Raw genomic sequence first — 20,711 nt, 5'->3', positions numbered from 1 at the left:
AAGTGGCTTAAATAGACTATGTAGCAGTCAATTTGGAGTACACGTTGCTGAAAGAGCGGGGAAGAACAGCAGAATAGCACCGAGAGCGACGGGAGCCGATCCCGAGGGGCGCGCGCAGCCGAGAGGAACCACACATCACAACTTGCGCAGCCCCATGGATTCGCATGGCCAATCGAGCTCGGAATAGACAGGATGAAGTTTCAAGAACCCAAACAGCAAATAACAACCAAGGTAGGATTCCGGTCATGTGGGGCTCGTTGGTAGTACTAGCGCTTTTGACCACCATCAATCCGGTACGCCTCGGAATCATCCTCTTGGTGCTCTCGCGTCCGCGGCCCGTGCAGAATCTGCTCGCCTACTGGGCCGGCGCAGTGCTGATCGGAATGGCCAGCCTCGTCATTCCGCTGATCGTGCTCCACTCCACTCCGGCGTCGTCCGCGTTCGCGAGAAAATTCGCTCATCCCACCGCCGACCCGCTCACGCAGCGCATCACCATCGGCATAGGGGTCCTGCTCCTGGCGATCGCCGCGTTCATGGTGGCCCGCGGATTGATGCGCAAACCGGTCGCCGTGGGCAGTCATCGGAGGGTGGCAGGAGACGGCGCCGGCGCCACCTCGACACTCGTGGACGACTCGGGCGCACCGCCGGCCATCACCCGGCTGTTGTACTCCACCCCAGCCGATTCCGACGGCGATGCTGATCCGAAATCACGGCGGTTGATCGGACGATTTCGCGAAGCCTGGCAGAACGGCTCCCCCTGGATCCCGTTCGTCATCGGGGTCATCGTGGTCCCGCCGCTCGACGGGATTCTGTTCGCGCTCGCCATCGTCGTCGCCTCGGGTGCCTCGTTCGAAGTCCAGTTGATCGCGCTGATCGCCTTCGTCTTCGGCGTACTGCTCGTGGAGGAGTTCATCCTCATCAGCAACGTCGTCGCACCGGCGAGAACTCAAGCGGTACTCCGTCGATTGCACGAATGGGCACACACCCACCGCCGAAAGTTCGTCGCGGCCATCCTCGCCGTTGTGGGGTTGTCACTCATGGCCAGGGGCATGGGAGGCCTCTGAGATTGCGGCGGCTCGGTATTCTCCTCGTTGCTAGCCAACGTAGGTTGATCTGTGGGGATGGAATCACATGTCTGCACCTGTCGAACAGTTGGAGTTTCAGGCGGAGGCACGCCAACTCCTGGATCTGCTGGTCCACTCGGTCTACTCCAACAAGGACTCGTTTCTTCGAGAGCTGATCTCGAACGCGTCCGACGCCTTGGACAAGCTCCGCCTCGAAACGCTGCGGAACAAGGACCTGACCGCTGACATCTCTGACCTCCACATCGATATCGAGGTCGGGCGGAATCCGCGAACGCTGACCGTGCGCGACAACGGTATCGGGATGACACGCGAAGAAGTAGTCGACCTGATCGGCACCCTCGCCAAATCCGGCACCGGCGAGCTGCGCCGGCAACTACAGGAAGCCAAGAAGTCGGCCGACTCCGAGGAACTGATCGGACAGTTCGGCGTCGGGTTCTACTCCACGTTCATGGTGGCGGACAAGGTCGAACTGCTCACCAGAAAGGCCGGGGAGAGTGGGGCGACCCGTTGGGTGTCGAGCGGCGACGGTACCTACACCATCGAGTCCGTCGATGACGCTCCGCAGGGCACGTCGGTCACGCTGTACCTCAAACCCGAGGACGTCGACGACCAGCTTCACGACTACACCGCTGAGTGGAAGATCCGAGAGCTTGTCAAGAAGTACTCCGACTTCATCGCCTGGCCCGTCCGCATGCAGGTCGAGCAACACACGCCGGCTGCCGAGGAAGGCGGTCCAGACACCGTCACCGTGGAAACCCAGACGCTCAACTCGATGAAGGCGTTGTGGGCCAAGCCCAAAGACGAGGTTTCCGAAGAGGAATACCACGAGTTCTACAAGCACATCGCCCATGCCTGGGACGATCCGCTCGCCGTCATCTCGATGAGGGGCGAGGGCAGTTTCGAATACCAGGCCTTGTTGTTCATTCCGTCGCATGCCCCGTTCGACCTGTTCACCAGGGACGCCAAGACCGGCGTCCAGCTCTACATCAAGCGCGTCTTCGTGATGGGAGATTGCGAAGAGCTCATGCCCGGCTATCTGCGCTTCGTCAAGGGCGTCGTGGACGCACAGGGCATGTCACTCAATGTCTCTCGCGAGATCCTGCAACAAGACCGGCAGGTCACCGCGATTCGCCGCCGGCTGACCAAGAAGGTCCTGTCGACCATCGCGGATCTGCAGGCCGGCAAGCCCGAGGACTACCGCACCTTCTGGACACAATTCGGCGCCGTCCTCAAAGAGGGTCTGATGTCGGACGTGGACAATCAGGACACGCTGCTGCGGATTTCGTCCTTCGCCACCACGTTCTCCGACCCCGAGAACGACAGGGGCGTGACGACGCTGCCGGAGTACGTCGCACGTATGAAGGATGGGCAGGAACAGATCTTCTACGCGACGGGGCCCTCTGTAGAGCAACTCCAAAAGTCACCACATCTGGAGGCGTTCAAGGCCAAAGGCTACGAGGTGCTCCTGCTCACCGACCCGGTCGACGAGGTTTGGGTTGGCTCGGTACCTGAATTCGACGGCAAGCCACTGCAGTCGGTCGCCAGGGGTGAGGTCGATCTCGACTCCGAGGAAGACAAAGCCGCGCATGAGGCCGCACGAGAGGCTCAGAAGCAGGAGTTCGCCGAACTCATGGCCTGGCTGAAGGAGACGCTGAGCGAACGGGTCTCCGAAGTGCGCTTGTCCAGTCGCTTGACCGAATCCCCGGCCTGTCTGATCACCCCCACATTCGGAATCACGCCGGCATTGGCGCGCATGTACCGGGCGTCCGGACAGACCGTTCCGATCGGCAAGCGGATCCTCGAGCTCAACCCGAGCCATCCGCTGGTCATCGGCTTGCGTCAGGCACATTCGACGAGCGTCGATGATGCCGGTTCCCATCGGCTCGCCGAGACCGCTGAATTGCTCTACGGCACAGCTCTTCTTGCCGAAGGCGGGCTGCCCGACGATCCGGCCAGGTTCGCCGGAATTCTCGCCGATCGCTTGGCCAACACTGTGTAAAAGGTGCTATCGCAGCAGATTCCGGAACATTTCGTTGCAATTGTCAGGTAAATCGGCGTTCGGCCTCGTACCGTACAAAAATGAGCAACGTACTCGACCTGCTCGATCAGACCATGTACGACATCAACCAAGCCACCCGATCGAGCACTCTGCTGCAGTGCGTCTGGGAGTACGACCGTCCGATCGACATCGTCGGTCTACAGCGGTTTCACGGCCATATCCAGCGAGGGCGGCTTTCTCGCTGCATCGCCCGGTCACCCTTGCCGTTCGGCCGCAGCCGGTGGGTGCAGCCCGAAAACTCATCTGAGCTGGAGATCGTCGAGTTGGCGCGCCCGCGTGCGGCATTCGATGATTGGCTCAACGAGCAGGTCACCAGCCCACTGGATTCCGAGCACGGACCCGGTTGGCATCTCGCGACCTTGCCGTTCACCGAGGGTGGGGCGGGCGTGAGTTTGGTCATCTCGCACTGTCTGGCCGATGGCGTCGGGTTGTGGCAGGCGATGATGGAGGCCGCGCTCGGCCAGGACGACCCGATCAACTGGCCGCCTGCCGGGTCACGCGGACGCTGGCAGGCCATCCGGCAAGATGCCGGACAAACCGTGAGGGACATTCCGGCCATAGGCCGTGCGATCGTCGGCGCGATACGACTGGGGCAGCAAGGGCACAAAGGCACCGGAGCTGCCGCGCCGCCCACCACTGCTTCGCCTGCGCCGCCGGAATCCGACGAATCTCATCTTCTCCCAACGGCAACCATCTTCATCGATGCCGACAAATGGGACGCCTGCGCCCACGCACTCGGCGGTACCCGAAACACGCTGCTGGTGGGGCTGGCGGCTCGTCTCGCCCAACGTGCCGGACGTGTTGCGACAGACGGTTCGGTGGTCGTCACGCTCCCAGTCAACGAACGCACCCCGGGCGATACCCGCGCCAACGCGATCGGCGGCGTACGTGCCACGGTCGATCCCGCATCGGCGACGACTGACCTACGCAGTATCCGAGCAGCAGTCAAGCAGGAACTCATTCGGCACTCGGAAGAGCCCGACCCTCAGCAGGTCCTGAATGCCCTGGTACCTCTCATGTCCGAGAGGGTCCTCAACGCCGCCCGGGGAGCGACCAGAGGCAACCCCTTCAATCTCGTCGGCGCGTCGAACGTCGGAGAGGTCGATCCCGCCGCCGGCCGGGCAGATGGGACGGACGCCGCATTGTTCGCCTTGAGGTTGCACCACCTCGGGGTGTCCGCGTCGACGCTGCACCGGTACGGCGGTGTTCAGACCATGCTCTCGGGAACTGTGAACGGACAGTTTTTCATCTCGCTGATTTCTTACCTGCCTGGACGCGCCAACTCTAACGATGAACTGCGCCTTGATCTTTCGACCGCTTTGAAGGAGTTCTCGCTCACCGGCACTTTTCTGTGAAGGGCGACGCCAGCACTTACCAAACGCCTGGCACCAGGCGATAGCGAACCTTCTGCATATATTCGCGATAGCCGGCCAACTCTTCTTGAAGCAGCGCTTCTTCATCGTGGATGCGGAACGCGAAGACGAGTACAGACGGGATGATGAAGATCAACCCCCAGTAGGATCCGAGCGCCAGAGGCACACCTACCAGCAGAAATGCGTTGCACGTGTACATGGGGTGCCGCACCAGCCCGTAGAGACCGGTAGAGACGAGTTGCTGGCCGGCTTCCACCCGCACCGTGACCGCGGCATGGCTGTTCTGGACGAGCACCACTTGGACAATGGTGATTCCAATTGCGACCAGGATGTTTCCGACTATGGACATCGCTGTCGGCACTGCGGACCAGCCAAATCGGTGGTCGAGGGCGCTGACGATCAGCATTGCCGCGCCGAGCAGAAACACTCCGCTCACGACCACTTTTTGAAACGGGCGGGTCTCCGCGGTCGGTATTCGTCGCTCCAAGACCTCGGGATTCGTCCGCAGGAAATAGATGCTCGAGACCCATCCGGTGGTTGCGATCACGGCCAAAAGAACCCAGGCCTGCCAGTAGTTCGGCGTGCCGGCCGGCACAAACACGAACAGTGCGTAGGACACCAGCCCCAGCGTGCCCGTGAACAGCATTCGCAAAATGTTCCTCATCACCCCTCCTGGGTTAAACGCGAGACTTGGACCGGCTACGTCAGCAGTCCAGTGAAGTCGAAAGGTGCCCGCCATACTCGCTCAGCGACTCGGCATTGAACATCTGGAAATGCGTGCAGTCGACAGTGGTCACCTCGATATCACCGTCGACAAACGGTCCCCAACTCTTCAGACAGGACCGAATGGCCGCCCGACTGCGGAACCTGCTCCATCCCGAGCGCGAGCGAGTACCCGCGTTTCCGTGGCTCACCCGCCGCAGTGCAGAGAAGGCGACCACATCTCCGTGGAACACCTCGGGCATGTGCTTCAAGAGGCACATCTGGTCAGTGCTGACACTCTGCGCCATGAACTCGATCAGCGCCTTCGGCGGCAGGGTGAAACCAGAGGCGTTCTGGCGCCGAACAAGTTCTTCAGCCCGTCGGTATGTAAGCGGCCCCCAGTGCAACGGCACGGCGATATTGTTGGTCTGTAGAAGGTAATCCAGAACCCAGCCCTCGATGGCGTTTCGATTATTGGCGATTGCCCGAACTACGCTGGCTCTGAATTTGCTTGTGCTCAGTACCGCATCTACCAACACCAGTCGCCGGACCTCGCAACCTCTGCGCTGGAGTTCTACTCCCAATGCATGCGCGACGATGCCACCGAAAGACCAACCAAGAAGCGTATACGGCCCACGTCCATGAAGGGCCTGGAGCCTGTCGGCATAACTTTCCGCCATACTCCGAATTGTTGAGTCTGCGGCTTCACCGACTCTGGAAATTTGGTTGACGCCGATAATCGGGCGGTCCACGAACTCACCCAACGCCCGATAGGACCAACTCAGGCCATAACCGTCATGGATGCACCACAACGGAACGCCGCTGCCTTCCTTGAGCACTTCAACGGGTACCACCTGCTCGGCACTGCTCGCCTTACCCACTCGTTGGCCGAGCTGCCGCACCGACGGTGCGTCAAATATGGCGCTTACTGCCAGGTCTGCATCGAGGCCGGCGTTGATCGCATTGATCAACCGCATGGCGGACAGAGAATCGCCACCCAGATCGAAGAAGGAATCGTCGACACCAACGCGCTCCAACCCCAACACCTGGCCGTAAATTGCGGCCAGCATCTCTTCGACAGGATTCGTCGGGGCGCGGTATCCGTCACTGTCGCTGTATTCAGGCGCAGGCAGGGCACGCTTGTCCAGCTTGCCGTTGACGGTCAGCGGCAGGGAGTCGAGCAGCACCAACGCGGCCGGCACCATATAGCCGGGCAATCGCTCTGCCAGGATCGCCCTGGCATCTACCGGATCTGCCGTGCCGGTGATGTAGCCGACGAGACGTTTGTCGCCCGGCCGATCTTCCCGGACGACCACCGCTGCCTGACGCACACCGTCAAGATCGATGAGCGCTGTTTGGATCTCGCCCAATTCGATGCGATAACCGCGGATCTTTACCTGCTCATCGGCTCGCCCAGCATACCGCAACTGCCCATCCGGACCCCACGACACCAGATCTCCGGTCCGGTACATCCGCGAACCCGGGGCCCCGAACGGGCATGGCACAAACCGCGATGCGGTCAAACCTGGCCGGCGCACGTAACCCACACCCACACCACGACCGGCCACGTACAGCTCACCCATCACGCCTGGAGGCACCGGATGCAACCATCGATCCAAGACGAACAATGCCGCACCGGGAACCGGGAACCCGATCGGAACGACAGCCGGACCGGCTGGCCCAGCTTCCTTCAACGGCGCGCTGATCGTGGCATAGACAGTCGTCTCCGTCGGACCGTACCCGTTGATCATCACCCGGCCCGGCGCCCAGCGATCCACCACATCCGGCGGGCACGCCTCGGCTGCCACCATCAACGCCGTCACTGAACCCAACAGACTCGGATCTAACATGCCTACCGCAGAGGGTGTTTGACTCAGCACCGACACCTGTTGTTCAACAAGCAGCGCCTGCAGTTCCTCGGGCGACCGGGTGACCGAATCGGGCACCACCACCAGCCGTCCACCGTGCAGGAGAGCCCCCCAGATCTCCCACACCGAATAATCGAATGCCAGAGAAGAACACGCGGCCCACACCTGCTGGGGCCCCATCTCGACACCGACGTCCAGCCCGTCGAACAACCGCGTCACGTTCTGATGGGTGACCGCAACACCTTTCGGAACTCCAGTCGTTCCCGACGTATAGATGACGTGCGCAACGTCATCAGGTGCGGGCGCCGGCAACGGGGTACAGGGCTGATCAGCAATACGCGGATCGCAGACGTCTATGACAGGCACATCGCATTCGGCCAATCGGCCGACAGAACCACCTGAGGACAGCATCACCACAGGCTCGGCATCAGCCAGGACGAACTGCACCCGGTCGTCGGGTACCGCCGGATCAATCGGCAAGTACGCCGCTCCAGACTTGAGCACACCAAGGATCGCAACTATCGCATCAGCAGAACGGCCCATCAACAAACCCACATATCGCCCAGCCTGTGCGCCTTGAGAGACCAGGAGATGCGCCAGCCTGTTCGACGCCTCATCCAGCTGCCCGTACGTCAACGAGCGGCCTTCAAAACTCACCGCCACCATGTCGGGTGTGCATGCTGCTTGCCGCGAGAACACCGCCGGAACAGACACCGGCACCACCGACTCCGCGAGCACCGATCGGTTGCCCATGGCATCCAACCGGTTGTATTCGTCCTCGTCCAGGAAGTCCACAGAAGACAAGCGGCGGTTGGGATCCACCGCCATCGCTGCCAGCATTCGATTGAACCGTTCGACCAGTACCTCGATACTGGCCGTGTCGAATACATCGGTGCGGAACTCGACAGTGCCGCCGATGCCTGCGGGTTCGCCGGCGTCGTCCCAGCGTTCCGAAAGCAAGAACGTCAGATCCATCCGGGCAGTTCGCGTCGTCGTTTCCAACGGCGCAGCCTGAATGCCACCCGAGGTAGAGCGGGCTGCAGAGTCGTCGATGAAGTTCTGCCAGGCCAGGGCGACCTGGACCAACGGATGATGCGCCAGCGACCGGGCCGGGTTGAGGCGATCCACCAACACCTCGAACGGCACATCCTGATGCTCAAGAGCAGCCAAGCTCCGCCGGCGAACCTGGTCCAACAACTCACCGACAGTGAGATCACCGGCCAAGTCGACCCGTAATACCAACGTGTTGACAAAGAACCCCACCAGTTGGTCCAGAGCCACGTCTCCGCGGCCGGCGATCGGAACACCCACCGCCACATCAGAACTCGCGCTCAGCTTCGACAACAACGTCGTCAGTGCTGCCTGCACCACCATGTACGTGGTGACATTGTGCTCCCGCGCGACTTCACGGACGCGTTTGTGCAGTTCGGCGGGCAACGACACCGGGACGCTGACACCCCGATGATCAGCCACCGAAGGATAAGGACGATCTGTAGGCAATTCAAGGCGCTCAGGCAACCCCGCCAACGCCTGCTCCCAGTACGCGACCTGCCCGGAGATGCGACTGTCCGGGTCGGTCAGATCACCCAGACACTCACGCTGCCACAACGTGTAATCGACATACTGCACCGGCAACGGTGACCACTCCGGCCCCCGCCCTACCGCACGAGCGGCATACGCCGACTGCAAATCCGCCACCAACGGAGCCACCGACCAACCATCAGCAGCAATATGATGCACCACCGCAGCCAACACGAACTCATCAACACCAGTGCGCAAAAGCACTGCCCGAAGCGGGATCTCACAACTCAGATCAAACGCGTGACCCGCCACACCTTCAATGATCTCGGCGACCTCAGCTGCCGAGGAACCACTCACATCGACAACCTGCCAACCGAAGTCAACATCCTCCACCGGCACCACCACCTGCCGCGGCACACCATCAACCGATCTGAACACCGTTCGTAACGACTCGTGGCGCTCCACGACATCGGACAACGCGCGCCCCAGGGCATCGGCATCCAGGTGTCCGTTGATCCGATAGACCGCCGGCATGTTGTAAATCGGCGACGGACCCTGCAGCTGGTCCAGGAACCACAACCGCTGCTGGGCATACGACAACGGAATGACATCCGGCCGCCGTTGAGCCACCAACGGACGGCGTTGTCCTGAACTTTCCGCGGCCCGCTCAGCGAGTGCCGCCACGGTAGGTGCCTCGAACACCGCACGAACCGCAAAATTGCTGTCCAGAATGGCATTAACGGCATTGATCAGCCGCGTCGCAGAAAGGGAGTCTCCACCCAGATCGAAGAACGAATCGTCAATCCCCACCCGATCCAAGCCCAGCACCTGGGCATAGATCCCGGCCAACACCTCCTCCACAGCAGTGACCGGAGCCCGATACTGCTGCCCCTCGACATAATCCGGAGCAGGCAGAGCACGCTTGTCCAGCTTGCCGTTCACCGTCAACGGCAAACTGTCGAGCACCACGATCGCAGCCGGCACCATATAACCAGGCAACCGCTCCGACAACGCAGCACGCACAACCCCGGCATCCACCGAACCCGTCACATAACCCACCAGCCGCTTGTCCCCCGGACAGTCCTCCCGGGCGACCACCGCAGCTTGGTCCACCCCATCAAGATCGGCCAATGCTGTTTGGATCTCACCTAATTCGATGCGGTAACCGCGGATCTTGACCTGCTCATCGGCACGCCCCAGATAACGCAGCTGGCCATCGGCACCCCAGGACGCCAGGTCACCGGTCCGATACATGCGCGCACCCGCACCGCCGAACGGACACGCGACAAAACGCGACGCGGTCAATCCACCACGACGCCAATAGCCATATGCCAGGCCACCTCCGGTCACATACAGCTCACCCACCACACCGGCCGGCGCGGGATGCAGCGACGCATCCAACACAAAGAACCCGAGATGAGCCAATGGCACACCGATCGGGCTGACGCTGCCCTCAGCATCGTCGGCCACGATCTCCCGGAACGAGGCATGCACCGTCGTCTCGGTGATCCCGTACATGTTGACCAACCGCGGGGAATCCGAATGGCTGTCCAACCACGGTTGAAGCCGCTGCGGCTCAAGCGCTTCCCCGCCGAACACCACCGTCTCCACCTTCAGCTGACGGCCTGCCCCCGGCAGCAAGGAATCAACGGACTGCAATGCATAGAATGCCGATGGCGTCTGACTCAACACAGTGACCTGCTCGGCAACCAGCAAGGCCAGCAGGTCTTCCGGAGCCCGCGTCACCGCCTCCGGCACCACCACCAACCGGCCGCCGAACAGCAACGCACCCCAGATCTCCCACACCGAATAGTCAAACGCCAACGAATGACACTGCGTCCACACCTGACCCGCCAGACCCAACTCCGCATCCAACGTCTCCAACAGCCGAACCACATTGGCGTGCGTCACCGCCACACCCTTCGGACGACCCGTCGTCCCCGAGGTATAAATCAAATACGCCACATCATCAGCCGACGGCACAGGCAACGTCGCCCCGTCGTCCCCCACGGAATGCACATGATCGAGTTCAACAAGCTCCAAATCACAGCCGGACAGCCGGGCCGCCAATCCCGCAGTGGTCACCGCGACAACAGGTGACGCGTCACCAAGCATGAATTCGACGCGCGCATCAGGATGCAGTGGATCGATCGGCAGATAGGCCGCTCCCGACTTCAAGATCGCCAGAATCGCCACGATGGAGTCAGCCGATCGCGGCAACAACACCGCGACGCACGTGCCGGGTCGGGCACCTTTGGTTACCAGCAAGCGGGCCAAACGGTCTGATGACTCATCGAGTTGCGCATAAGACATCGAACGGCCGTCGAACGACAGTGCGACCGCTTCGCGTGAGCGCGTGACCTGTGCGGCGAACAAGTCCGTAATCGAAGCCGACGCGGCGACCGAGTCGTCCAGCACCGCTCGATTACCCCATCCCAACAGCTCCGTGTGCTCATCCTCGCCCAAGAAGTCCATCGACGACAGCCGCTGGTCCACATCGGCAGTGATCGCCGCGAGCACGCGCTCCAACCGACTGATCAGGGTTTCGATGCTGTCCGTATCGAAGACGTCCGTGCGGAATTCCGCCATTCCTGATATTCCGGCGAGTTCGCCGGTCGCATCCCACCGCTCCGACATCGACAATGTCAGATCCATACGCGCGGTTCGGGTCTCGGCTTCCAGTGGAACTGCCTCGACATCACCCAACGCCGATTCGGCACCCTCTGTTCTGGCGAAGTTCTGCCAGGCCAGTTCCACCTGCACAAGCGGGTGATGGGCCAGCGATCGAGTCGGGTTGAGTCGATCTACCAAGACTTCGAACGGCACGTCCTGATGCTCGAGTGCGGTGAGGCTGCGATGGCGAACCTGCTCCAGCACCTCCCCGACTGTCGGATCGCCGGACAGATCCACCCGCAACACCAGAGTGTTGACGAAGAAACCGACCAGTTCGTCCAAGGCGGGGTCCACCCGGTCTGCGACCGGGAAGCCCACAGCCACATCAGCACTCGCACTGAGTTTCGACAGCAGAACAGCCAGGGCGGCCTGGACCACCATGAACGGAGTCGCGCGATATTCCCGGGCGACGCGGCGGATCTGGCGCTGCAGGCCGGCCGGCCACGAGACTGGCACCCGGGCGCCTTCGTGACCGGCAATCAGCGGATACGGCCGATCCGTTGGCAACTCCAACCGCTCCGGCAGACCGGCCAACATATCTGCCCAGTACGCCACCTGGCCGGATATCCGGCTGTCGCGATCGGCCAGGTCACCCAGATACGAACGTTGCCACAACGCGTAATCCACGTACTGCACCGGCAAAGGCGACCAATCCGGTGCAAGGCCCTGGCAGCGACACGCATAGGCCGCACCGAGACCAGCCAACAGCGGACCGACGGAAGCGCCATCACCCGCAATGTGATGCACCACCGCTACCAGGACGTTGTCGCCCTCTCCGATGTGGAACAGCTCTGCCCGCAAGGGAATCTCGCTGGCCAGGTCGAAGGCGTGGCTCGTCACACGTTCGATCGCCTCGGCCAATTCGGCGCTGGTCCAACCGGTGGCATCAACTACCCGCCAACCGAAGTCAGCCTGCGCCACGGGGATGATCACTTGTCGAAGCGCCCCGTCGGACTCTGCGAATACAGTGCGCAGCGATTCGTGCCTGCCCACCATGTCCATCAGGGCGTGGCCGAGCGCATCGGTATCCAAATGGCCGCGCAGCCGCAGCGCCACTGGCATGTTGTACACCGGTGAGGGTCCCTGCAGATGGTCGAGGAACCACAACCGTTGTTGGGCATAGGACAACGGGAGGACCTCTGGGCGAGGCTGGGGCACCAATGGATCGCGTCCGCCCGCATTCTCACCGAGACGCACCGCCAGTTCAGCCACAGTAGGCGCATCGAAGACGGCGCGAACTGGAAGACTGGCATCCAAGCTTGCGTGAATCGCATTGATCAGTCGCATGGCCGACAGCGAATCGCCACCCAGATCGAAGAACGAGTCATCGATCCCTACCTGTTCCAATCCCAGGATTTGGGCGTATATCCCGGCCAGGATCTCTTCCTTCGGCATGCTCGGGGCACGGTAGGTGTTGGCGTCGGCGTACTCCGGTGCCGGTAGCGCTCGCCGGTCGAGCTTGCCGTTGACGGTCAATGGCAGAGCGTCGACCAACATCACCGCTACCGGGACCATGTAGCCGGGCAAGCGTTCGGACAACGCCCCCCGGACAGCCGCGGGATCCGCTGCCCCAGTGACATATCCGACCAGACGCTTGTCGCCCGGCTTGTCTTCCCGCACTATGACGGCAGCTTGCTGGACGTCTTCCAGGGCAGCCAACGCCGTTTGGATTTCACCCAGCTCGATCCGATATCCACGGATCTTGACCTGCTCATCAGCACGCCCCAAATACCGCAACTGCCCATCCGGACCCCACAACGCCAGGTCTCCGGTCCGGTACATCCGCGAGCCCGGCATGCCGAACGGACAGGGCACGAATCGCGAGGCAGTCAACCCCGCACGACGGGCGTATCCGTAGGCCACGCCCTGACCGGCAACATACAGTTCCCCGACCACACCGACAGGCACCGGCCGAAGCAGCCTGTCCAGCACGAACAACGCGGCGCCCCGGACCGGCGAGCCTATTGGAACGACATTCGAACCGGCCTGCAACGGAGCACTGATCGAGGCATACACCGTGGCTTCGGTCGGTCCATAGGCATTGATCATCACCCGTCCACCGGATGCCCAATGGTCCATCACCTCGACGGAGCAGGCCTCGCCTGCCACCACCAGCGCCGTCGATTCCAGTCCCTCTGGCGAAAGGACTCCCACCGCAGAAGGGGTTTGGCTCAGCACACTGACCTTCTCAGCCACGAGAAGGTCATGGAAATCGTCCGGTGAACTGGCCACCGTCTCCGGCACCACCACCAGTCGTCCACCGTGCAGAAGAGCGCCCCACACCTCCCACACCGAAACATCGAAGGCATAGGAATGCCATTGTGACCACACGTCTGGCGACAAGTTTCGGTCCAAGGGGACCAGCAGTTGTGCGACGTTCCGGTGTGGGACTGCGACGCCCTTCGGGACACCGGTGGTTCCCGATGTGTAGATCAGGTAGGCGATGTCATCGGCGGCAGGCGTCGGCAATGCGGTGCTGGGCTGCGTCTCGATACGCGGATCCCCGACATCGACGACACGCACATCGCATCGCGATAGCCGGTTGGCCCAACTCGCCGAGGTCAAGACGGCGACAGGTGCAGCATCGTCGAGCATGAACCGGATCCGCGCATCGGGATGCATGGGGTCGATCGGCACATACGCGGCTCCGGACTTCAGGACCGCGACGATCGAGATAATCGCTTCGGCACAACGTGAATGGAACAGAGCCACGCACCGGCCGGGCCCGGCGCCAAGGCCAATCAACCAGTGCGCCAAGCGGTTCGACGCCTCGTCTAGTTCGCGGTAGGTCAACGAACTCTGTCCGCAGACCAGTGCCACCGCGTCCGGGGTGCGGACGACCTGCTGTGCGAACATCGCCGGAACCGACGACACGGTGGTCGGCCCGGCCAAGGCAGCCCGGTTACCCACTTCGTCGAGGCGGGCGTGCTCGACGGCATCCAACAGATCGATCGACGACAACGGCCGCCGCGGATCAGCGGTGACGGCATCCAACACGCGGTGCAACCGCTCCACCAGCATTTCGATGCCGACTGTGTCGAATACATCGGTGCGGAACTCGACAGTGCCGCCGATGCCTGCGGGTTCGCCGGCGTCGTCCCAGCGTTCCGAAAGCGAGAACGTCAGATCCATCCGGGCGACATGGGTATCCACCGTCAGCGGGCTGACTTGCGCCTCACCCAACGCCGACTCGGTCAGCGAGTCTGCAGTGAAGTTCTGCCAGGCCAGGGCGACCTGGACCAACGGATGATGAGCCAGCGACCGGGTCGGGTTGAGGCGATCCACCAACACCTCGAACGGCACATCCTGATGCTCAAGAGCAGCCAAGCTCCGCTGCCGTACTTGTGCCAGAACCTCGGTTGCAGTGGGGTCGCCGGTCAGGTCGACGCGCAACACCAACGTGTTGACAAAGAACCCCACCAGTTGGTCCAGAGCCACGTCTCCGCGGCCGGCGATCGGAACACCCACCGCCACATCAGAACTCGCGCTCAGCTTCGACAACAACATTGCCAGCGCTGCCTGCACCACCATGTACGTCGTGACGTTGTGTTCACGAGTCAACCGGCGGATCAGCCGATGAAGGTCGGCGGGCAACGACACCGGGACGCTGGCACCCCGATGATCAGCCACCGAAGGATAAGGACGATCAGTAGGCAATTCAAGGCGCTCAGGCAACCCCGCCAACGCCTGCTCCCAGTACGCGACCTGCCCGGAGATGCGACTGTCCGGGTCGGTCAGATCACCCAGACACTCACGCTGCCACAACGTGTAATCGACATACTGCACCGGCAACGGAGACCACTCCGGCTCCCGCCCTACCGCACGAGCGGCATACGCCGACTGCAAATCCGCCACCAACGGAGCCACCGACCAACCATCAGCAGCAATATGATGCACCACCGCAGCCAACACGAACTCATCAACACCAGTGCGCAAAAGCACCGCCCGCAGCGGGATCTCACAACTCAGATCAAACGCGTGACCCGCCACACCTTCAATGATCTCGGCGACCTCAGCTGCCGACGAACCACTCACATCGACAACCTGCCAACCGAAGTCAACATCCTCCACCGGCACCACCACCTGCCGCGGCACACCAGCGGGTGCCGCAAACAGGGTGCGCAGACTCTCGTGGCGGCCCACGACATCGGTGAGAGCCTGACCGAGCGCGTCGGTGTCCAGATTCCCACTGATCCGTAACGCCACCGCCATGTTGTAGATGGGCGACGGGCCCTGGAGTTGCTCCAGGAACCACAACCGCTGCTGGGCATACGACAACGGAATGACATCCGGCCGCCGTTGAGCCACCAACGGTTCCCGCCGGCCCGGACCATCACCGACGCGCGTCGCCAGTTCCGCCACCGTCGGCGCCTCGAACACCGTACGAACCGCGAGAGCAGAATCCATGTCGCTGTTGATCGTGTTGACCAGCCGGGTCGCAGAAAGGGAGTCTCCACCCAGATCGAAGAACGAATCGTCAATCCCCACCCGATCCAAGCCCAGCACCTGCGCATAGATCCCGGCCAACACCTCCTCCACAGCAGTGACCGGAGCCCGATACTGCTGCCCCTCGACATAATCCGGAGCCGGCAGAGCACGCTTGTCCAGCTTGCCGTTCACCGTCAACGGCAAACTGTCGAGCACCACGATCGCAGCCGGCACCATATAACCAGGCAACCGCTCCGACAACGCAGCACGCACAACCCCGGCATCCACCGAACCCGTCACATAACCCACCAGCCGCTTGTCCCCCGGACGGTCCTCGCGCGCTATGACCTCGGCTTGTCTCACTCCGTCCAGTTCCGCAAGCACAGAACGGATTTCCCCCAGTTCGATCCGATATCCGCGGATCTTGACCTGCTCGTCGGCGCGGCCTGCATATCGCAGTTGCCCATCAGCATCCCAGGACGCCAGATCGCCGGTCCGATACATGCGCGCACCCGCACCGCCGAACGGACACGCGACAAAACGTGACGCACTCAGTCCGCCGCGACGCCAATACCCACATGCCAACCCGAAACCGACTACATACAACTCACCGACCACGCCTACCGGGGCGGGATGCAGCGACGCATCCAACACAAAGAACCCGAGGTGACCTAGCGGCACACCGATCGGGCTGATGTTTCCTTGTACGTCGCGTGCGGTGATCTCCCGGAACGAGGCATGCACCGTCGTCTCGGTGATCCCGTACATGTTGACCAACCGCGGGGAATCCGAATGGCTGTCCAACCACGGTTGAAGCCGCTGCGGCTCAAGCGCTTCCCCGCCGAATACCACCGTATCCAAACTGAGCCGGCGATCCAGCTCAGGGTGCAACCCTGTGACAGCTTGCAGAGCATAGAACGCCGATGGGGTCTGACTGAACATGGTCACCTGCTCGGCAACCAGCAAGGCCAGCAGGTCTTCCGGAGCCCGCGTCACCGCCTCCGGCACCACCACCAACCGGCCGCCGAACAGCAACGCACCCCAGATCTCCCACACCGAATAGTCAAACGCCAACGAATGACACTGCGTCCACACCTGACCCGCCAGACCCAACTCCGCATCCAACGTCTCCAACAGCCGAACCACATTGGCGTGCGTCACCGCCACACCCTTCGGACGACCCGTCGTCCCCGAGGTATAAATCAAATACGCCACATCATCAGCAGACGGCACAGGCAGAGCGGCAGTCTGCCCGCTGTGCTGACTCACCTCCCCGAGACCAACGACGTGGATGTCGCAACCGGCCAATCGATCCGCCAATTCCGTAGTCGTCACTGCCACAGCCGGTTCAGCATCAGCAAGCATGAACTGAACCCGCGCATCGGGATGCAACGGGTCGATCGGCAGATAGGCCGCCCCCGACTTCAACACACCCAGGACAGCCACGATGGAGTCAGCCGATCGCGGCAACAACACCGCGACACACTGCCCCGGCCCAGCACCAAGGCCAACCAGGTGGTGCGCCAAACGATTCGACATTTCATCGAGTTCGGCATACGACATCTGCCGACCTTCGAATACCACGGCCACCGCCTCCGGCGAACGGACCACTTGGCCGGCGAACAAATCCGTAACAGGAGCCGACGCGCGCGCCGGGCGGGTCAGAACAGGCCGATTGCCCCAGTCGAACAGCTCAGCGTGCTCATCCTCATCCAGGAAGTCGATCGACGACAAGCGTCGAGTCAGGTGTGCAGTCACGACGACGCCTCCCCCAGCGCCGTCGGCACGCCGACCGACAAACCGATGCGGTGGCGGCTCTTGGCCGAGTGGTACTTGTCGAGCTGCACGCGTTCGACCGGCAGTGACTGTTCATCGATCTTCATTGGAATCTCCCACCGCGTGGCGTACTGCTGACCCTGTGTCCGCCCGGCTGACAGGATCTCGACAGGTTGGCCGGTTGCCCGCCCTGCGGGATCCCGGCGGCGGTCACCGACAGGCTGCGTTGTCCGTCAACGTTCACCCGGCCCCCCATCGTCGAGTCGACCCAGTGAAAAACGTTCAGGAATCCGGAGCAGGGCCCATCCCCCCGCGACCTGCCCCATGCGATCTGTTTCCTGTGGCCTACTCCAGCTATGGATTGAGTAATTGCAGAAAGTCAGCATATCCACTTGGCGTCGAGTGGACGCATAAATTGTGAATCCAGGAATTAGAACCGACCGCGGTCCGGCGACGTCGCACCACGGTGGCCGTAATCACCAGTTTCAGCAAATGTCATTGGCAAACTCGGACAGCATGACGACCGGCGGACTCCCCTGGCCGACCCCGGCGACTCCCGCCTGGCGGAACCCACACCCTTGCCGCCGTCACGAGAACCGTCACAGTGCTCTGATCAGCAAGTCTGCGCTTAGAAGCAGTATCGATCCGGCGGTGGACGCCCACTGACGCATGACGCTGATGTAGTTCACTCCAGCGAAGTAAACCGCGCCGATACCGAGAATCACAGGACCGCACTCCGTTGGCATGAGATGGCAAGGACCGACAACGCAAGGTATTTGCAATTTCAGCAAATGATCTTGCGAAACCGCTCCGCACGGCACGCCCGCGTGTGAGGTGACGAGGAATGACTCCTGGTCATACCCACCGAACTAGAGGGTAATCAGTCTCCGGTCAAGGCCTATTAGTTTGCGATTGCAATGAGTAGCGAATTTTCAAGATCTTGCGAAAAACGCATCCGAACGACAACGACCGCCGGTGCGATTGCAACGGCGGTCACCGGATCCTGTCGCTGGCCGGAAAGCGGATTCTGTGAACGGGTCCGCGTGCAGACCGGCCAGAAACAGAGAACTACCGCACCGGCTGGACCCAGTTCGGTGCGGTAGTTCTCAACAGTTGGCGGTCTAGGAAGAGTCAGCCGCGGTGACGATCAGCTGGGATCGTCACCAAACGAGCGGCACCAACCGATAGTGCACCTTTTGCATGTACTCGCCGTATCCCGCGAGTTGCTGTCCCAGCAGCTCCTCCTCGTCGTGGATGCGGAAGGCGTAAAGGGCCAGTACGGGAATGAGAAAGGCCAGGCCCCACCATGATCCGAGGGCCAGTGGCATCCCCGCCACCATGATCAGCGCCCCCATGTACATGGGGTGTCGCACAAGCCCGTAGAGCCCGGTGGAGACCAGTTTCTGCTCCGACTCCACGGTGATGTTGGCTGACGCATAGCTGTTTTGGAGCATGGTGAACATCGTGATGCCGAGGCCGACGGCGAACATCGCGTTACCGATCAGCGATACCCCGGTGGGCACCGGAGACCAGCCGAAGCGGTGGTCCAGGGCGCAGAACACCGGCAGCGCGATGGACAGGTTCACGATGACGAGCACCACGACCTTTTGCACCGGTCGTGATTCGGCCTTCTGTCCGACCCGCATGCGCCGCTCGACGATCGCCTTGTCTTTCCTCAGCAGGAAGACGGTGGAGGCGATTGCCAGTACCGCATACACCGACAGGAAAACCCACGCCTGCCAGTAGTCGAGGGTCCCCGCCGGTATGAACAGCAGCGCGCCCAACACGGCCAGACCGAGTACAGATTGAATCGCCACCCGAAGATCGGTGCTCATGCCATCCTCCTGAAAGTTGATCCAGTGTTCAGAAAAGTGTTCCGATAAGGGAGAAGTCGCTCAACGCACTCGAAAGGTTCTGCTGCAAGCACTCATTCGAGTTGGTACCGCCAGGGAGGTAGGAATGCGCCGATACGAACACCTGTCCGTTCGCCCTCCCGGACAAAAATGACTGGGTCCCGCCGAACCGATGGAGCATCGCCTCTGTCAGCCCCAGGTACGGGAGAACTTTTACGGCGAAGTGGTCGGCGTCCGTACCATCCACCCGGCTGGCGGCCGGGTTGACCACACCGAGGTTGGACGAACCGACCTGGTTGGGTGAACCGACACGAGATGTGGCTCCGAGGAACCGCTTCGGCAGCAGGGGGATGATGGCATTCACTGCGTGTTCCTCATCAGGCACCTGCCCGTGACGGGTCAGCGCTTCTTTGACCGCAGCCCGGATCTCCCGCAGATCCGTGGTCGCCAGTGCGGGATCAACCGTGACGGCGACGCTACTTCGCGCGTTGGCACGGGTATCTCCGTCGGCGCGCTGGTTCACCGGCATCATGACGACCACCGACCCGTCTGCGCCGACGCGTCCTGCGCGATGGGCCAGCCGAGCCGCCAATCCCACAAGAAGGGTGTTACTGGTCCCGCCGAGCGCCTCTGCGCGAGAATCCCATTCGTCGGCATCGACGAGGACCGTTGCCATCGGGACCGGTACCGATTCGCCGGAGAGAGCGGCCGGCGCAGGTGAGTCGGTGGTCGGCGAAGTGGCCGGGGTTGCAGCTGCTGCCCCTTCCTGACTGCGCCGGGCCAGCCGAATCGCGGCGACAACACCCCGCGCCATGGCGGGAATGTCGCGCACGGTTTGCCAGGCGTCCTGACTCACAGCTCGCCAACGACCGCGCGATTCGGCAGCAGGCCAGCTGATCGGATCGTCACGGCCGAGTGCGGCATCAGCCAGCGCCTCACAGAGACCGACTCCGTCGATGAGGCAATGTGAGACGACCAAGCTCACGCCTGAGCCGCCATCGGTGAACGGGAGCACTGCGAGGTGCCAGCCGGGTCCACCCTCGCAATCGAGAGGAGTGTTGATCTGCTCGCTGAGCCAGTCATCGAATTCTTCACGCGGTCTGGGTGTCTCGACGATCTCGAGCTCGGACGAATTGTCCGACGCCACCCAGCGGTGTCGGCCGAAGGGCAGTGGTGAACGCTCGATGACGCGGGACAACCGTCCCCGCCGAAGATGGTCGTGGAACTGGCGAAGACCTTCGATATCGACCGGGCGGTCATATATCCAGGCGCTCTGCAGGAGACTGTTGACCCCGATCGCCAACCCGAGATCGAACGTACGCTGATCGAGCACGTCGAGGACGTTGCTCATTTTCGGAACCGTATCCGTGTCG

General features: G+C 62.0%; 7 protein-coding genes and 1 pseudogene. 3 read left to right on the top strand and 5 right to left on the bottom strand.

Translation table 11 applies throughout. The annotated features are described in order from the left end of the window. Positions 1-245: 245 nt before the first annotated feature. The 3 genes from AC4ELH_RS30565 (at position 246) to AC4ELH_RS30555 (ending at position 4,499) form a co-directional block, all read left to right on the top strand. Entirely contained in the window at positions 246-1,064 is an 819-nt protein-coding gene (locus AC4ELH_RS30565; RefSeq protein WP_064884556.1) for a GAP family protein, read from the top strand. Positions 1,065-1,131: 67 nt separating this feature from the next. Continuing rightward, positions 1,132-3,084: a molecular chaperone HtpG gene (gene htpG / locus AC4ELH_RS30560; protein ID WP_498888529.1), complete on the top strand. Its 1,953-nt coding sequence runs from the start codon at positions 1,132-1,134 to the stop codon at positions 3,082-3,084. A gap of 80 nt (positions 3,085-3,164) precedes the next feature. Further along, positions 3,165-4,499, top strand: coding sequence for a WS/DGAT/MGAT family O-acyltransferase (locus tag AC4ELH_RS30555; protein WP_498888527.1), 1,335 nt, complete (start codon positions 3,165-3,167; stop codon positions 4,497-4,499). Between the two features lie 16 nt (positions 4,500-4,515). Here AC4ELH_RS30555 and AC4ELH_RS30550 read toward each other — a convergent pair whose 3' ends face one another. The 5 genes and pseudogenes from AC4ELH_RS30550 to AC4ELH_RS30530 all read right to left on the bottom strand — a co-directional run bounded on the left by AC4ELH_RS30550 (position 4,516) and on the right by AC4ELH_RS30530 (position 20,689). Then, a complete protein-coding gene (locus tag AC4ELH_RS30550; protein WP_064884550.1) occupies positions 4,516-5,181 on the bottom strand; it encodes a methyltransferase family protein in 666 nt (221 codons plus the stop codon). A 40-nt stretch (positions 5,182-5,221) separates the two neighbouring features. Continuing rightward, positions 5,222-17,335, bottom strand: a pseudogene (locus tag AC4ELH_RS30545) (non-ribosomal peptide synthetase); the annotation flags it as partial. 128 nt (positions 17,336-17,463) lie between these two features. Continuing rightward, positions 17,464-17,592 carry a hypothetical protein gene (locus AC4ELH_RS30540; RefSeq protein ID WP_269085853.1) on the bottom strand — a complete coding sequence of 43 codons (129 nt, stop codon included), beginning with the start codon at positions 17,590-17,592 and terminating at the stop codon, positions 17,464-17,466. A gap of 1,053 nt (positions 17,593-18,645) precedes the next feature. Next, positions 18,646-19,320, bottom strand: a complete 675-nt coding sequence (locus AC4ELH_RS30535) for a methyltransferase family protein (RefSeq protein WP_448449161.1) — start codon at positions 19,318-19,320, stop codon at positions 18,646-18,648. 28 nt (positions 19,321-19,348) lie between these two features. Continuing rightward, the gene (locus tag AC4ELH_RS30530) at positions 19,349-20,689 is read right to left on the bottom strand and encodes a wax ester/triacylglycerol synthase domain-containing protein (protein WP_448449162.1); all 1,341 of its coding nucleotides are present in this window, start codon (positions 20,687-20,689) and stop codon (positions 19,349-19,351) included. Positions 20,690-20,711: the final 22 nt, after the last annotated feature.

The organism is Mycobacterium shunyiense (genome assembly GCF_058270075.1).
This window is presented reverse-complemented; position numbering and strand designations above follow the sequence as displayed.

Excerpts from the sequence above, each read along its gene's own strand:
- AC4ELH_RS30535 (WP_448449161.1), bottom strand. The coding sequence starts at position 19,320 with ATGAGCACCGATCTTCGGGTGGCGATTCAATCTGTACTCGGTCTGGCC.
- htpG (WP_498888529.1), top strand. The coding sequence starts at position 1,132 with ATGTCTGCACCTGTCGAACAGTTGGAGTTTCAGGCGGAGGCACGCCAA.
- AC4ELH_RS30550 (WP_064884550.1), bottom strand. The coding sequence starts at position 5,181 with ATGAGGAACATTTTGCGAATGCTGTTCACGGGCACGCTGGGGCTGGTG.
- AC4ELH_RS30555 (WP_498888527.1), top strand. The coding sequence starts at position 3,165 with ATGAGCAACGTACTCGACCTGCTCGATCAGACCATGTACGACATCAAC.
- AC4ELH_RS30530 (WP_448449162.1), bottom strand. The coding sequence starts at position 20,689 with ATGAGCAACGTCCTCGACGTGCTCGATCAGCGTACGTTCGATCTCGGG.
- AC4ELH_RS30540 (WP_269085853.1), bottom strand. The coding sequence starts at position 17,592 with ATGAAGATCGATGAACAGTCACTGCCGGTCGAACGCGTGCAGCTCGAC.
- AC4ELH_RS30565 (WP_064884556.1), top strand. The coding sequence starts at position 246 with ATGTGGGGCTCGTTGGTAGTACTAGCGCTTTTGACCACCATCAATCCG.